General features: G+C 47.4%; 14 protein-coding genes and 1 pseudogene. 11 read left to right on the forward strand and 4 right to left on the reverse strand.

What is annotated here, in order from left to right; translation table 11 throughout:
- Positions 1-43 precede the first annotated feature (43 nt).
- From ACP3TC_RS00335 to ACP3TC_RS00360, 6 genes and pseudogenes are all read left to right on the forward strand, one after another.
- Positions 44-2437 (forward strand): fimbria/pilus outer membrane usher protein, encoded by a 2394-nt coding sequence (locus ACP3TC_RS00335; protein WP_426817299.1) that lies wholly within the window; start codon positions 44-46, stop codon positions 2435-2437.
- 14 nt (positions 2438-2451) lie between these two features.
- Positions 2452-2979 (forward strand): fimbrial protein, encoded by a 528-nt coding sequence (locus ACP3TC_RS00340; RefSeq protein ID WP_426817300.1) that lies wholly within the window; start codon positions 2452-2454, stop codon positions 2977-2979.
- Positions 2972-3487, forward strand: a complete 516-nt coding sequence (locus ACP3TC_RS00345) for a fimbrial protein (protein ID WP_426817301.1) — start codon at positions 2972-2974, stop codon at positions 3485-3487. The genes ACP3TC_RS00340 and ACP3TC_RS00345 overlap by 8 nt, the downstream gene beginning before the upstream one ends.
- Before the next feature lie 46 nt (positions 3488-3533).
- Complete coding sequence (locus ACP3TC_RS00350) at positions 3534-4130, forward strand: fimbrial biogenesis chaperone (RefSeq protein WP_426817302.1); 597 nt, start codon at positions 3534-3536, stop codon at positions 4128-4130.
- Between the two features lie 16 nt (positions 4131-4146).
- Complete coding sequence (locus tag ACP3TC_RS00355; protein ID WP_426817303.1) at positions 4147-5220, forward strand: fimbrial protein; 1074 nt, start codon at positions 4147-4149, stop codon at positions 5218-5220.
- Positions 5221-5473: 253 nt separating this feature from the next.
- Positions 5474-5650, forward strand: a pseudogene (locus tag ACP3TC_RS00360) (dihydrodipicolinate synthase family protein); the annotation flags it as partial.
- Here the strand turns inward: ACP3TC_RS00360 and glpT are convergent.
- Entirely contained in the window at positions 5606-6955 is a 1350-nt protein-coding gene (gene glpT / locus ACP3TC_RS00365) for a glycerol-3-phosphate transporter (RefSeq protein WP_313854371.1), read from the reverse strand. The pseudogene ACP3TC_RS00360 and the gene glpT sit on opposite strands and share 45 nt — an antisense overlap.
- 377 nt (positions 6956-7332) lie before the next feature.
- On the opposite strand from glpT, the gene ACP3TC_RS00370 reads away from it, so the two are divergent.
- Complete coding sequence (locus ACP3TC_RS00370; protein ID WP_426817304.1) at positions 7333-8196, forward strand: carboxylate/amino acid/amine transporter; 864 nt, start codon at positions 7333-7335, stop codon at positions 8194-8196.
- Between the two features lie 43 nt (positions 8197-8239).
- Here ACP3TC_RS00370 and ACP3TC_RS00375 read toward each other — a convergent pair whose 3' ends face one another.
- Both ACP3TC_RS00375 and metR read right to left on the reverse strand, forming a co-directional pair.
- Positions 8240-8722, reverse strand: a complete 483-nt coding sequence (locus ACP3TC_RS00375) for a DUF1456 family protein (protein ID WP_313854368.1) — start codon at positions 8720-8722, stop codon at positions 8240-8242.
- A gap of 65 nt (positions 8723-8787) precedes the next feature.
- Complete coding sequence (metR, locus tag ACP3TC_RS00380) at positions 8788-9729, reverse strand: HTH-type transcriptional regulator MetR (protein WP_313854367.1); 942 nt, start codon at positions 9727-9729, stop codon at positions 8788-8790.
- Positions 9730-9867: 138 nt separating this feature from the next.
- Here metR and metE point away from each other — a divergent pair, with 138 nt between their 5' ends.
- Positions 9868-12138 (forward strand): 5-methyltetrahydropteroyltriglutamate--homocysteine S-methyltransferase, encoded by a 2271-nt coding sequence (gene metE / locus ACP3TC_RS00385; RefSeq protein WP_426817305.1) that lies wholly within the window; start codon positions 9868-9870, stop codon positions 12136-12138.
- 56 nt (positions 12139-12194) lie between these two features.
- Here metE and ACP3TC_RS00390 read toward each other — a convergent pair whose 3' ends face one another.
- Complete coding sequence (locus tag ACP3TC_RS00390) at positions 12195-13031, reverse strand: dienelactone hydrolase family protein (RefSeq protein WP_313854365.1); 837 nt, start codon at positions 13029-13031, stop codon at positions 12195-12197.
- 276 nt (positions 13032-13307) lie between these two features.
- Between ACP3TC_RS00390 and udp the strand changes: the two genes are divergently transcribed.
- From udp to ubiE, 3 genes are all read left to right on the forward strand, one after another.
- Entirely contained in the window at positions 13308-14069 is a 762-nt protein-coding gene (gene udp, locus ACP3TC_RS00395; protein WP_313854363.1) for a uridine phosphorylase, read from the forward strand.
- Positions 14070-14212: 143 nt separating this feature from the next.
- Positions 14213-15748 (forward strand): DNA recombination protein RmuC, encoded by a 1536-nt coding sequence (gene rmuC / locus ACP3TC_RS00400; RefSeq protein ID WP_426817306.1) that lies wholly within the window; start codon positions 14213-14215, stop codon positions 15746-15748.
- 76 nt (positions 15749-15824) lie between these two features.
- Positions 15825-16580 (forward strand): bifunctional demethylmenaquinone methyltransferase/2-methoxy-6-polyprenyl-1,4-benzoquinol methylase UbiE, encoded by a 756-nt coding sequence (gene ubiE, locus ACP3TC_RS00405; RefSeq protein WP_313854359.1) that lies wholly within the window; start codon positions 15825-15827, stop codon positions 16578-16580.

Consider the following 16580-nt stretch of genomic DNA (forward strand, 5'->3'; position numbering starts at 1 on the left):
CAGTAATGTGAATGCTTCATATTCGCAGGATTATTTCAACCCTATGTTTTTAGGTAAAGATGTTGCATCACTTGATAATTTATCTTATTTGGGACAAGGAAACGCCTTACCTCCTGGCGATTATATTCTTTATCTTTATATTGATGATGATTTCATCAAAAATGTAAGAATTACTTTTAAAAAAAGCAGCGATACAAATAAAGTTGAAGCATGTTTTACAAAGGATATCATTGAGTCTATTCCATTGAATGCGTCAGCTAAAAAGAAGTTTGATTTCGCATCGGATCAAACGGATAAATGTATTGACGTCAAGAAATATATCAATGATTTTGATTACGAAGTTGATGTGTCTAAATTAATTCTAAAATTATCAATCCCGCAAATTTATTTGGATTCTGTAAGATCGACTCTAGCTAGTGAAGATGACTGGGATGATGGTATTCCATTTTTTCTTATGAATTATAATATGAATGGTTCATCCTCTACAAATAAAGGGTATGGGGACTACTCATCATTTTATACTAATCTCAATAATAGAGCTAACTTTGGCCCATGGAGATTTAATTCCAATGTTTATCTTAGTGAAAGTAAATCTGGTGGAAAAGTCAATCATGAGTTGACTACAAATAATATTTACTTAACAAGAAACATCAATGCTATCAAAAGTAACCTGGTGATTGGTCAAAACACGCTGGGATCTAATTTATTTGATTCAAATCAGTATGTTGGTGTCACATTAGGGACTTCTGATGAAATGTTGCCTGATAGTGAAAGGGGATACAGTCCTGCAATCAGAGGAATTGCCGACTCAAGATCGAAACTTACGATAAGACAAAATAATAATATTATTTATCAAACATATGTCAATCCGGGCCCTTTTGATATTAATAATTTAAATTCGGTAGGAACCAGTGGTGACTATGAAGTAGAGTTGACTTCTTCGGATGGTGTAGTTAAGAAGTACACAGTACCTTATTCTTCACTTCCTAATTTACTTCGCAGTGGTAACTTTAATTACTCTGCAACATTAGGTCAACTTGATTCAAGTGCAACAAAGAATAATAATTTTTTTCAAAGTACAGTTGCTGTAGGCATTCCCCTTGAAGCGACGGTTTTTCTTGGGACACAAATATCTAATAAATACATGTCTACTGGTTTAGGTATTGGTAAAGATTTCGGCTACTTAGGTGCAGTTTCAATTGATGCTCTTCATGCTAAGTCCGAAATTGATAATAATAAATTATCTGGTCAATCTTACAGGATTTTATATTCTAAATCATTTCCTGATATGGGTACTAACATTCAGTTAACTGGTTATCGATATTCGACATCAGACTATTATAGTCTGAGCGAGGCGAGCAATAAAAGTAGTTTACAGAATAATGGAATATATTCAAATTATAATGGAAAAAGAAAAGATAGTTTTCAGTTAAACTTATCACAAAACATTAATGATTTTGGTCAATTGTATGTTTGGGGAAGCATAATTTCCTATTGGGGCACTGAAACAAAATCTAAAAATATGCAATTTGGCTGGAATAAGAGCTTTAGAAATAATGTAACAGTATCAGCAAGTTACAATAAAAATACATTCAGTGGAACTACAGATGATGCATTTTATCTATCTCTAAGTATGCCATTGACGAACGGAACAAATAGCAGCCCAATGTACTTGTCGAATAGTACAAGTTATAATGATTCGGGTTATAACAACATTACGAGTGTTTATGGAAACGTGCTGGATAACAAGCTGGATTATAATGTTTACCAATCAGTAAATAAGGATTCAGATAATAACACTACTAATGTAAATGCAAACTACAGAGCTAGCTCGATTAATCTTCATGCAGGCACTTCGTATACTGCAAAAACTAAAGAGTTTGATTACGGTGCTAGCGGAGGCATTTTATTTCATAAGGATGGTGTTGTTTTTACACGAGAGGCAAACGACACTGCTATTTTGATAGAAGCTCTTGGTGCAGCGGGTGCCAGGATCAACAGATCTGGCGAAAACATCGTTATCAATAATAGTGGTTATGCATTAATACCTTATGCAACTCCTTATCACTATAATGATGTTGAGCTTGATCCGACGACATTTGGTAATGGGTATGATATTGATAATAAGGTACTTAAGATATCACCTACCAGAGGAGCGATCAGCAAAGTGATTTTCGACGTCAGAAAAGGCTATAACTTTTTAGTCGCTGTTAAATACAAAGACAAACCTATCAGGTTTGGATCTTTAGTTAATAATAATGCTGACAATTCTGTTTCAATTGCGAATGATGATGGTACAGTATATTTAACCGGCGTTAAAAATAATTCAAATTATACAGTTAATTGGGATTACAATACAAGTTGCCAATTTTCAATAAATTACGATGATAATCTTAAACTCGATGTCGTTAATAAAATAAATGTCAACTGCTCGTAATTTCTGGAGTGAAAATGAAAATCAACTACTTACTTCTGATTATTAGCGGATTTTATTCATCAGCTTATGCAGTAGATGTGCAGGTTCAAATAAATGGCGCTCTTTTAGCACAAAGTTGTAATGTAAAAAGTAGTGATCTTACAAAGAACGTTATTTTTGATGATATCAACCCGTCAAGTTTTACCACTGTGGGTGCGACGGGAGATCCTAAGGAAGTGAGTATCGCATTAGAAAATTGTACCGGAAATGTAAATCAAATGTCATACATGTTTTCTGGTAATGCTGATGAATCTAACCCAAACTTACTCAAAATTACAGGAACTTCAGAAGGTTCATCAGGGAATTTAGCAAGTGGACTTGCAATTGAGATTCTTGATATGAATAAAAAGGCTTTGCCACTGAATGAAAAGCAATCATTTAATCAAGTTATAACATCATCAACTTATGACTTTAAATTTTTCTTAAGATATAAATCTACAAGTGCAAAAATCAGTCCTGGTGACGCTTCATCATTACTCTATCTGGACATGTATTATGAATAAATTTATTTTATTTATTGCTTTACACATTTTTTCTTTAAATTTACACGCAGAGCAAGTAAAAATAAATATAACTGCAAAGGTATTGGACAGTACCTGTACAATTTCAAGCAATTCAACCGACTTCGTTGTTAATATGAATTCTGGAAATCTACGGGGGCAAGACATTGGCGTGCCCTTTGGTGACACTCCTTTTTCTATTAGTCTTGATAATTGTCCAGAGAGTATTAAAACCGCACATGTAAAATTCTCAGCTGAAAGTGATCCTCTTATACCAAATCTTTTAAAAATAACAAGTGGTTCAGATATGGATGCTAAAGGTATTGCTATAGGGTTATACGATAGCAAAAAAAACAACCTCAATATCACAAGTAACAATGGTGACTATCCGATCGATAAAGTGAATAATAATAATGTTTTCAATTTTTCAGCCGCATATGTAAAGACAAGTAATGATTTTACTCCCGGAAAAGTTGTCGCTATTGCTTACTTCGATATCACTTATGATTAAATATATATTATGTACGTTGGCTATTCTGTTGCTGCCTGATATCTGCGTGGCTGGTCCGTCAGTTGTTGGGACACGTTTTATATTCAATAATGATACAAAAGCATTAAATGTTAAGATTATTAATGATGGTGAAAGCGATTACCTAATAAAGACATCAATAAATAGTGATGCTTTCATTATATCACCCCCATTATTTTTACTTCCGACTAATGAAAGCAATTTAATAACTATTATTCCTAATGAAATAAACAAACAGGATATCGATCAACTGTTTGATTTGGTAATCACTGCCATACCAAGGTCGGAGAAAAATGTTAATGATAATACAGTGTCTTTAGCTGTGAGATCACATTTTAAACTTATATACAGACATGGAAAATATCAAGATGAAGATTTTAAAAAAATAGAATTAACTTCTGACGAGAAGGGAAATTATTGGTTGAAAAATCGTTCTGGAACTATTTTCGATTTGTCATTTTCAACGGATGAATATTTTAATAAATCTCGCAGAAAAATATTGAGCTATAACGAAGTATTACCAGTCAAAGACTGCAATCCAAAATTAGTTTGTAAGCTATGGATTAATGTACATGATGGTGACGACTCAGTTATAAAAACATTTAAATTGTTTAAAAATAAATAGGCTAATCATGATTGGCATGAAGAAAAATATATTGATTTCTAGTCTGGTCATTTCTTTACAAATGTCACAGGCATTTGCTGTGGTCGAAAATACCTTTAGAGTTAGTCCATCTTCTGGTAACCAGATTGATGTTACAGGCCCGGCGGATAGAATGAGTTTTGCTAACTTAATTTCTTCGAGCGGAAGTTCTGCTTATTCTATGTGTAATAGTTGGACAGTCGGCTATGATTTAGCAAGAGTTGATTATGTTCCTCGATTACCGTATACAGGTACCAAACGTGTTTGGGCTGCTGGCACATATACTAATTATCTATTTGAAACTGGTAGTCCGGGAATAACAGTTACACCTTACGGAGGTTCAAGATCAGCGAATGCTGATATCCCCGCTGAGTTTTCAGGTATGCCTCCAACGGCAGCTGTTGTTTGGAGAGGTAACATGCCTGATGCTACTAGAAAACAAAATAACGGAATTCGGTTGATATATGGAGTCTATGTGTATAAGGGTGCCGAAAGATTAACAGGTGCAATGACAGTCCCAGAGCAAACTATGTATCAGTATAACTGTGTTGATACAAAAAATGTCGTACAAGAAATAAATTATATTAACTTAGCCACTTTACAAATCCTTGGTACTGTTACTGGTTGCACCCCCAATTCAAAATCAGCCATAATAAACATGGACGGTGTTCCCATTTCTACGGCTGAGCAAGCTACTGAGTCAACTCTTATCAATACAAAACAGCAGACCTTTTCGTTACAATGTGACCCAAATATTAATCTTTCATATTCAGTTGTTGACTTAAATGATCCAACTAATAATTCTACGATATCGACACTGACATCTGATTCGAGTGCAACGGGTATCGGTTATGCACTTACTACACAAGCGGGTACACGAATTCAATTCGGTCCTGAAGGCTCCGCTCCAGGTATTCCAGGGCAGCAGAAATATTTTATTGGTGTCGCTGGAACTCAGGGTATGAATTCAATGTCTCATACTCTGGGATTTAGTTACGTTCGGAAGTCATCGGAACCATTAAAAACTGGCTCAGTTAAATCACTGATAGGAATAACCTATTCTTATCAATGATTTCATTAAACACCTATTCTTAATGGTCTTTAATACTTAGCGCAAATTATTATTTGCGCTAAGTTCTCGTATTAAATTGTGTGAAAACCACTAAATGTGTCTGTAATGCACATTAATTTTTTTTATTACTAAATCATCATCCCTTTTTAAATAAACCGCCGCGCTCGCGTGAAATACCGGGTTTATCGTCAATAAGTCTTGCCAGTAGTGTTTTAGTCTGTTTCATACAATCGCCTGATTACCTTTCTTATACCTGACTGCACGCCTGGAGCCTCTGTGGGCATCTTTTCGTAAATACTGCGGAAGCATTTGTGTTTTAGCCGCTGCAGCAGGTATTTTGGGGCTTAGCGATACAGATTGTCTGCCTCGCTATCTGCAACCATTTTTAGCTGGCCTGGTTCATCTGCTGTTTATGCTTATTTTCACTTAACATGGTCAGCAGCAGCAGAATCACCGCCAGCACGCATCCGCCGACCATAATAATAAAGCCACCGTTCCAGCCGAAATAGTCAACGGTATAACCGACGATGGCGCTGGCCGCGACCGATCCGCCGAGATAACCGAACAGCCCGGTAAAGCCTGCGGCGGTGCCGGCGGCCTTTTTCGGTGCCAGTTCCAGCGCATGCAGACCAATTAGCATCACCGGACCATAAATCAGGAAGCCGATAACAATCATGCAGGCCATATCCACACCGGGATTTCCCGCCGGATTCATCCAGTAAATGATGGTGGCGATGGTCACCAGCGTCATAAAGAACACCCCGGTAGCGCCGCGATTGCCTTTAAACACTTTATCCGACATCCAGCCGCACAGCAGCGTTCCCGGAATACCGGCATATTCGTACAGGAAGTAGGCCCATGAGGACTTATCCAACGAGAAGTGTTTCACCTCTTTCAGATAGGTCGGGGACCAGTCGAGAATGCCGTAGCGCAGCAGATAAACGAAGACGTTAGCCAGCGCGATATACCACAGCAGTTTGTTCGGCAAAATGTACTGCATAAAGATCTGTTTGGCAGTCAGCTCTTCTTCATGCTTGTCAGTGTAATCCGGTGGATAGTCGTTTTTATACTCTTCAATCGGCGGTAATCCGCAGGATTGCGGAGTATCACGCATCAGTGCAAAAGCGATAATCGCAATCAAGATCGCGCCAAATGCAGGCATATACAGCGCCGCTTTCCAGTCGTTAAACCACGCCATACCCAGCAGGAACAGCAGAGGTGGGATCCCGCCACCGACGTTATGCGCGCAGTTCCATACTGAGACGATGCCGCCGCGTTCTTTCTGCGACCACCAGTGAACCATAGTGCGGCCGCATGGCGGCCAGCCCATACCCTGGAACCAGCCGCAGATAAACAGCAGCACAAACATGATCATAATGCTGGAGGTTGCCCAAGGGACAAAGCCCATAATCAGCATGACGCAGGCCGCCAGAATCAGACCGGCAGGCAGGAACACGCGTGGGTTGGAACGATCCGAAACCGAGCCCATGATAAATTTTGAGAAGCCATAGGCGATGGAAATACCGGACAGGGCAAAACCTAAATCACCGCGTGAGAAGCCCTGTTCAATCAAATAAGGCATGGCCAGTGCGAAGTTTTTGCGCACCAGATAGTAGGCGGCATAACCGAAGAAGATGCCGAAGAAAATCTGCCAACGCAGGCGGCGATAGAGTGGATCTACATGATGGTCTGCGACGCGGGTCTGGTGTGGCGCAGGTTTAAAAATACTTAACATAAAAGCTCCGATGGCGCATTTTTAGTGATTGTTAACGGAAGCGCTGCGCGGATACGCAGATGGAAATGTTCCATTTCGCGCATAGCATAGTGGCTGATATGGTTAATGACTGTGAGTAAGCACACAAATGTTGCAGTTTTATTACAGTCGCGGCTTGTTGTGTCACAAATTAGCCAACTTTCTGACGCTTTTAGGCATGATCAATCACCTTTCTGGTCAACTGCGTCTCAGACTTTTCGGTTTCGTTTGATGAGCGTTTGCTTTCCTGATGCAACATTATGACTGGTGTTTATTTGTTCACTCGTCAACCAGAAACTTGATTCGCCCTGACAGCAATTCGTTACAATAACGCCTCTTTTTTCTGATGAGTGATTACTGTGGCATTACTGATTATCACCACCATTCTTTGGGCATTTTCTTTCAGTCTGATCGGTGAGTATCTCGCGGGGCAGGTTGATAGCTGGTTTTCGGTGCTGATGCGGCTGGTATTGGCGGCGGTGGTATTTCTGCCATTTCTGCGCTGGCGTGGTTATCAGCTGTCGACGCTGCTGCTGTATATGGCGGTGGGTATGTTGCAGCTGGGCATCATGTATCTGATTAGCTTCCAGGCCTATCTCTATCTCAGCGTTTCAGAATTCCTGCTGTTTACCGTGATGACGCCGCTGTATGTCACGCTGATTTACGATTTAATCAGCGGGCGTGGCGTGCGCCCTGGCTATGCGCTGAGTGCGCTGCTGGCAGTGGCGGGAGCCGCGATTATTCGTTACGACAAAGTCAGTGACCATTTCTGGTTTGGATTGCTGTTGGTGCAGCTGGCGAATCTCTGTTTTGCCATCGGTATGGTTGGCTACAAGCGCCTGCAAGAGACGCGTCCGATGCCGCAGCATACGGCGTTCTCGTGGTTCTATATTGGGGCCGTCAGCGTGGCGATTGTCGCCTGGTTCCTGTGGGGTAATCCGAATAAACTGCCGACCACTTCGCTACAGTGGGGCATTCTGGTATGGCTGGGCATTGCGGCATCAGGACTGGGCTACTTTATGTGGAATTACGGCGCAACCCAGGTAGATGCGGGCACGCTGGGCATTATGAACAATATGCATGTCCCGGCCGGATTACTGGTTAACCTCGCCATCTGGCAGCAGCAGCCGCACTGGCCGAGCTTCCTGATTGGCGCGACGGTGATCTGCGCTTCACTGTGGGTACATAAACGCTGGATAGTGGGTAAAGGCGTGAAGGGATAAGCGGAACCGGAGCGGGTAAACCGCTCCGGCACTCTGCTCGCGGTCAGGCTTTCGCGGCAGGCGTTGCAGGACGGATTTTTTTAGTCAGTCCTTTCAAAAAGTTTCTTAAAATCTGGTCGCCGCATTCGCGGTAGTTTTTATGCCCTGGTTTACGGAAGATCGCGCCGATTTCTGCCTGAGATACGGCAAAGTCAGCCAGCTGCAGAATTTCGGTGATGTCGGTGGTTTTCAGATTAAACGCCACGCGCAGCTTTTTCAGGATAATGTTGTTCGTCATTTTGCGTTCGATGGAGGGCACCGGCGCTTCTTCGCTCTTGCCGCGCAGAGAGAAAATCAATCCGTTCAGGAAATAGCCCATCAGCACGTCCGGAACCGGACGAAAGCCCGCTTCATCATCCTTTTTCAGGAAAGCCTGCATCTCTTCGACAGAGACTTCACTCTCCGCCAGTGCCAGCGTACTGACCATTTTAGCGTCACTCATTTCCAGCATGTAGCGCACGCTGCGTAACACATCGTTATTGGTCATATTGAAATCTCTTCAGGTTAAGGAATGCATTGCGCCGCATTATACACTTCGCCCCTGAAGTTGCATCAGGACTGGCTGACCGTCAGCGGTAATGCCGTGCCGGGACGCGATGCGTCACGAACAAACGGCAGATGATCGCAGGCGTGCTGGCGTGCGGAGCGGATAAATGCTTCCACTACTGGCTGACGCTGTTCTCCATCGCGCACGGCGGCATAAAGGCGGCTCCACAAGCCGTCACCCAGAGGTTTAGTGACAACCAGCCCCTGATGTTCAAAGCTTTCCACCACCCAGTGTGGCAGCGCAGCAATGCCCATCCGTGCAGCAACCATCTGAATCAACAGCAAAGTATTATCGACGTTTTTCAGTGCCGGGCTGACCCCCGCTGGTTGCAGGAAGTGACGCCAGATATCCAGACGCTGACGCTGTACCGGGTAGATCATCAGCACTTCGCTGGCGAGATCTTCAGGTGAAATTGTCTCATTCTGCGCCAGCGGATGGTCGGGAGCCAGTATCAGCCTGACTTCGAAATCAAACATCGGTGAATAGTGCAGGCCACTGCGCGGCAAAATATCTGAGGTCAGCACCACGTCCAGTTCGCCTTGCTGCAGCGCCGGTTGCGGATCAAATGTTACGCCCGATTTAAAGTCCATCGCCACTTGCGGCCAGCTCTGACGGAAATTGTCCAGTGCCGGAGTCAGCCACTGAATGCAGCTGTGACACTCAATTGCGATACGCAGCGTGGTCTGACGCGGCTCATGGCATGCCTGCAACGCCTGCTGAATTTGTGGCAATACCTGTTCTGCCAGCTGCAAAAGAATCTCACCCTGCGGGGTAAAGCGCAGTGGCTGGCTTTTACGTACGAACAGGCGAAAGCCGAGGCGCTGCTCCAGATCGCTGAACTGGTGTGATAACGCCGATTGCGTTTGATGCAACTGTGCAGCGGCGGCGGCCAGTGAGCCAGTATTCCTTAAGGCCTGCAGCGTCCGTAGGTGTTTGAGTTCGATCATGAGAGTCCTTCACATCGATAATGAACAATTTGCGCTTGTGATGAATACAGTACCTGCACATTATAGCGGTGTAAACATCTGGACGGCTAAACTTCTCTGGCGACGACGCCGGAACGCATTTAAACGAGGGGCAAAGACATGACTATTCTGAATCACACACTCGGATTTCCACGCGTCGGTCTGCGTCGCGAACTGAAAAAAGCGCAGGAAAGCTACTGGGCAGGCAACAGCACCCAGCAAGAATTACTGGCTGTGGGTAGCGAGCTGCGCGCTCGTCACTGGCAGCAACAGAAAGATGCCGGTGTAGACCTGCTGCCGGTTGGCGATTTTGCCTGGTACGATCACGTACTGACCACCAGCCTGCTGCTGGGTAACGTACCGGCTCGCCATCAGAACAAAGACGGCTCTGTCGATCTCGACACTCTGTTTCGCCTGGGTCGTGGACGTGCGCCAGGCGGTGAGCCGGCTGCTGCGGCTGAAATGACGAAGTGGTTTAACACCAACTATCACTACATGGTGCCTGAGTTTGTTAAAGGGCAGCAGTTCAAACTGACCTGGACTCAGTTGCTGGATGAAGTCGATGAAGCGCTGGCGCTGGGGCATAAAGTCAAACCAGTACTGCTTGGCCCGGTCACTTACCTGTGGCTGGGAAAAGTGAAAGGCGAGCAGTTTGACCGCCTGAGCCTGCTGAAAGACATTCTGCCGGTGTACCAGCAGGTACTGGCTGAACTGGCAAAACGTGATATTGAATGGGTGCAGATAGACGAGCCGGCGCTGGTGCTCGAACTGCCGGACGAGTGGCTCAATGCCTTTAAACCGGCCTACGATGCGCTGCACGGCCAGACTAAACTGCTGCTGACCACCTATTTCGACAGCATCAGCCAGAACCTGACAACTATTCGCCAACTGCCGGTAAACGGGCTGCATGTCGATCTGGTTCACGGTAAAGACGATGTGGCGCTACTGAACAGCAAATTGCCGGTTGACTGGCTGCTTTCTGTTGGCGTCATTAACGGCCGTAACGTCTGGCGTGCCGATCTGAGCAGTTGGTTTGAGCGGTTGCAGCCGCTGGTGGGCCAGCGTAAACAGCTGTGGATCGGCTCTTCCTGCTCTCTGCTGCATAGTCCTATCGACCTGAGTGTTGAAACTCGCCTTGATGAAGAAGTGAAAAGTTGGTTCTCCTTCGCACTACAAAAGTGTAGCGAGCTGTCACTGTTGACCCGTGCGCTGAATAACAACGATGCCGCTTCACTGGAAGCATGGAGCGCACCGATTCGTGCCCGTCGTCATTCAACCCGCGTGCACAATGACGCTGTTGGTCAGCGTCTGGTGGCCATCACCGCAAAAGATAGCCAGCGCGACAGCAGCTATCCGGCGCGTGCCGAAGCACAGCGTCATCGCTTTAACCTGCCAGCATGGCCGACCACCACCATCGGCTCATTTCCGCAAACCACCGAGATTCGCGGCCTGCGTCTCGACTTTAAGCAGGGCCGACTGGACAGTAAAAACTATCGCACCGGTATCTCTGAACATATAAAGCAGGCGATTGTTGAGCAGGAACGTCTGGGGCTGGACGTGCTGGTACACGGTGAAGCCGAGCGCAATGACATGGTGGAATACTTTGGTGAACATCTTGATGGCTTCGTGTTTACGCAGAATGGCTGGGTACAGAGCTACGGTTCACGCTGCGTAAAGCCACCGGTAATTATTGGTGACGTCAGCCGTCCGGCAGCAATTACCGTTGAGTGGGCGAAATATGCTCAGTCGCTGACCGACAAGCCAGTAAAAGGCATGCTGACCGGCCCGGTGACGATTCTTTGCTGGTCATTCCCGCGTGAAGATGTGTCACGTGAAACCATCGCTAAGCAGATTGCGCTGGCGCTGCGCGATGAAGTGGAAGATCTGGAAAAAGCCGGCATCGGCATTATCCAGATTGATGAACCTGCCCTGCGTGAAGGTTTGCCGCTGCATCAGTCTGACTGGGCAGCTTACCTGGAGTGGGCAGTGGATGCCTTCCGCCTGAATGCTGCGGTGGCACAGGACGATACCCAGATTCACACCCATATGTGTTACTGCGAATTCAACGACATTATGGACTCCATCGCGGCGCTCGATGCTGACGTGATTACCATTGAAACCTCGCGTTCAGATATGGAGTTGCTGGAGTCGTTTGAGCAGTTCGAGTATCCGAACGAAATCGGCCCGGGCGTGTATGACATTCACTCGCCAAACGTACCCAGCGTTGAGTGGATGGAAGCGCTGCTGCTGAAAGCGGCGAAGCGTGTTCCGGTTGAGCGCCTGTGGGTAAACCCTGACTGCGGCCTGAAAACGCGCGGCTGGGCTGAAACACGTCAGGCGCTGGCGAACATGGTAAAGGCGGCGCAGAACCTGCGTAACGCTACCATCTGAGTTTACTGTGTTGTTGTGTTGAAGTGGTTGGGGCGCACGGCGCCCCCTTTTTATGCTTACGCAGCAGGTGCAACGCCATAGCGTTTAAACCAGGCGAGCATGCGTTGCCAGCCATCCTGCGCCGACTCCTGGTGATAACTGTCGCGGTAATCGGCATTAAACGCGTGTCCGGCATCGGGATATACCACGATCTCGGCATCGGCGTTCGCGGCGCGCAGTGCCTGACGCATCACCTCGATGCTCTCCTGCGGAATGCTGTCATCCAGGCCACCGTATAAACCCAGCACCGGCGCGTTAAGATCAACCGCAATATCGACAGGATATTTCGGCTGTTTTATCGATTTGTCACCGACCAGCTTGCCATACCAGGCTACCGCCGCTTTGAGCTGTGGATTATGCGCGGCATAAAGCCAGCTGATGCGGCCACCCCAGCAGAATCCGGTTATGGCAGTATTGCGCATATCACCGCCGTGACGTGATGCCCAGTTGGCAACGTGATCGAGATCGGCCAGCACCTGCGCATCCGGGACTTTACTGACCAGCTCGGTAATTAAAGTGGGGATATCGTCATAGTCGGCAGCATCGCCCTGGCGGAAATAGAGTTCAGGCGCGACAGCCAGGTAACCTTCTGCTGCCAGCCGGCGACAGACATCACGAATATGCTCATGCACGCCAAAAATTTCCTGCACCACCATAATCACCGGCAGAGCGGCGGTGGCATTTTTTGGCCTGGCGTGAAAGGCGGGCATATTTTCGCCCTGCGTCGGTATTGAGGTTTCACCAGACAGAATATCAGTAGAGTCGGTAATAATGGTGGTCGATGCGGTAGGCGAAACCGCAGGAGCGAAGCCACTATTGCCTGGCTTTTGAGCCATGTTATCTTCGGTTTTCATCGTCCTCTCCATGCAAGCATTAGCGCAATCAGGTAACTATAGCCAGGATTACACCGTGGCTATTTACACTCATCTTTAACACTCAGCAGGCATCAAGCGCAGGGTCGGATGTGACTAAATAGCCTCACAGAGTGAATTTATGTGAGGTTAATCACGATGCTCATGTATTTAAATGTAATTTTCATTTTCATCGGTGAGTTAAATCACATAATTTTGCCGGGCAGTGGATTACAGTAGCGCATTAGCGTACCCAACTTTTTTATTCAGGAGTCTGTTATGGCCCAGTCTGACGTTTTTCACCTTGGTATCACTAAAGCCGACCTGCAAGGCGCGACGCTGGCGATTGTGCCTGGCGACCCTGAGCGGGTGAAAAAAATTGCGGCACTGATGGATAATCCTGTCCATCTGGCCTCACACCGTGAATTTACCAGCTACCGCGCCGAGCTGGATGGCAAGCCGGTGGTGGTCTGCTCAACGGGTATTGGTGGACCGTCAACGTCTATTGCGGTTGAAGAGCTGGCGCAGCTGGGCGTGCGCACTTTCCTGCGTGTCGGCACCACCGGAGCGATTCAGCCTGGCATCAATGTTGGTGATGTGCTGGTGACGACCGGTTCAGTGCGTCTTGACGGTGCCAGTCTGCATTTCGCGCCAATGGAGTTTCCGGCGGTGGCCGATTTCACCTGTACTACTGCACTGGTTGAAGCGGCGAAAGCGGCAGGTGCCACTACTCATATCGGTATTACTGCGTCATCTGACACCTTCTATCCGGGCCAGGAGCGTTACGATACTTTCTCTGGTCGCGTTGTCAGCCGCTACCAGGGTTCGATGGAAGAGTGGCAGCAAATGGGCGTACTTAACTATGAGATGGAATCCGCCACTCTGCTGACCATGTGTGCCAGTCAGGGCCTGCGTGCCGGTATGGTTGCCGGCGTGATTGTTAACCGCACGCAGAAAGAGATTCCGGATGCGGTTACCATGAAGCAAACTGAAAGCGATGCGGTAAAAATCGTCGTTGAAGCGGCGCGTCGTCTGCTGTAATTGATCCCCCGAACGTCGGGTGGCATTCCCGCCGCCCGAATTGCCTGTCAGCACCGCACTTCATCTCCCCCTGCTTTTTATCTGGACATTCATACAGTGCGCCTCTACCTTTTCACTGTTCGACGCGGTGTGCAGGAGGAGCAGTGGACAATCAATATCTTTTTGGCGTGTGTCTGGGGCTGGCAGGTTTGCTGGTGGGCTGGATTATTGCCTGGTTTCGTTATAGTCAGCAGCAGGCCAGTCAGGAAACCGAGCGCCGGTTATTAGCGCAGTCGTTACAACAGTCGCAGCATGAGCAGCAACGCCTGCAACAGCAAATACAGTCGCAGCAGCAGGAACAGCAGCTGATTGAAAAAGAGCTGCGGCAGCTGCATGGCGCGCTGGCCGCCGCGCAGGAAAAACAGCATCACTTTGATCACTGGCGTAGCGAAAGCGAGCAGTTGAGTCGTGAGCTGCGTAACCAGCTGGAAATCAACAGCGCTCAGGAAGCAGAACTGCGCGAAGTGACTATCCGTCTGGAAGAGACGCGCATGGCGGCCGAAGAAAAACAGCGGTTGCTGACCAACAGCGAGCAGCGGCTGACCGCACAGTTTGAAAATCTGGCCAATCGCATCTTTGAAAACAGCGGCCGCCGGGTCGACGAGCAAAACCGTCAGAGTCTCAACGGGCTGATTACGCCGTTGCGCGAGCAGCTTGATGGTTTTCGTCGTCAGGTACAGGAAAGTTTTGGCCAGGAGGCCCGCGAACGTCACACGCTTTCCCATGAGATCCGCAACCTGCAACAACTGAATGCGCAAATGGCGCAGGAAGCAATCAACCTGACCAAAGCATTAAAAGGCGACAATAAAACGCAGGGCAACTGGGGGGAGGTGGTGCTGAGCCGGGTGCTGGAAGCTTCCGGGCTGCGCGAAGGCTATGAATACCAGACCCAGGTCAATGTGCAGGTCGATCAGAACAGCCGGATGCAGCCTGACGTCATCGTGCGTTTACCGCAGGGTAAAGATGTGGTGATTGATGCCAAAATGACGCTGGTGGCTTACGAACGTTACTTTAACGGCGAAGATGAAGTGACGCGTGAACAGGCGATTGGCGAGCATATCGCCGCGATTCGTTCGCACCTGCGCTTGTTAAGCCGAAAAGATTATCAACAATTGCCTGGTTTACGCTCGCTGGATTATGTGTTGATGTTTATCCCGATAGAGCCCGCCTTTCTGCTGGCGATTGACCGTCAGCCAGAGCTGATTAGCGAGGCGCTGAAGCAAAATATTATGCTGGTCAGCCCGACCACGCTGCTGGTGGCGCTGCGCACCATCAATAATCTCTGGCGGTACGAACATCAGAGCCGCAATGCGCAGCGTATCGCCGACCGCGCCGCGCGGCTGTATGACAAAATGCGGCTGTTTGTCGATGATATGACCAGCATCGGGCAGAACCTGGATAAGGCGCAGGATAGCTATCGTTCGGCGATGAAAAAGCTGGCGGAAGGGCGCGGTAATCTGATTGCCCAGAGTGAAAGCTTTCGTCAGTTGGGAGTAGAAGTAAAACGGCCAATAAATCCGCGACTGGCCGAGCAGGCTTTACCGGAATCGGCGGAAAATGATGCCGATGAACCGGACGACGAACAGCAGGAATCCTCCGCGCCACCGATGAGTGAGATGCTGCGCCGTATCAATGAATAAACGCCGGGGCAGCGTGCCTGGCTACCCTTACTCTGGTACACTTCGAGGATATTTGATTGTGGAGCAGGCAAAACAAATGGCAGATGAATCACAGGAAACCACACATTTTGGTTTTCGTACGGTCGCGAAAACTGAAAAAGCTGACATGGTTGCAGATGTATTCCATTCCGTCGCGGCGAAGTATGACCTGATGAACGATTTGATGTCCTTTGGCATCCATCGCATCTGGAAGCGTTTTACCATTGATTGCAGCGGCGTGCGCCGTGGGCAACGCGTATTAGACCTGGCGGGTGGTACCGGCGATCTGACGGCGAAATTTTCCCGTCTGGTGGGTGAAACCGGTCAGGTAGTGCTGGCGGATATCAACAGCTCAATGCTGAAGATGGGTCGCGAAAAGCTGCGTAACAGCGGTGTGGTGGGCAATGTCAGCTATGTGCAGGCCAATGCCGAAGCGCTGCCGTTCCCGGATAACTATTTTGACTGCATTACCATCTCCTTTGGTCTACGCAACGTTACCGAGAAAGAAAAAGCGCTGGCCTCAATGTTTCGCGTGCTGAAGCCAGGTGGTCGTTTGCTGGTGCTGGAGTTCTCCAAACCGCTGCTGGAGCCACTGAATAAAGCCTACGATGCTTACTCTTTCCATATTCTGCCGCGTATTGGCGAACTGGTGGCGCAGGATGCCGAGAGCTATCGCTATCTGGCGGAGTCCATTCGGATGCATCCTGACCAGGAGACGCTGAAAGCGATGATGATGGACGTGGGTTTTGAAAACACCACTTACCATAATCTGACGGGTGGCATTGTCGCGCTGCACCGTGGATTCAAGTTCTGA

It is taken from the genome of Winslowiella sp. 2C04, from assembly GCF_050037805.1.
GTDB lineage: Bacteria > Pseudomonadota > Gammaproteobacteria > Enterobacterales > Enterobacteriaceae > Erwinia > Erwinia toletana_A.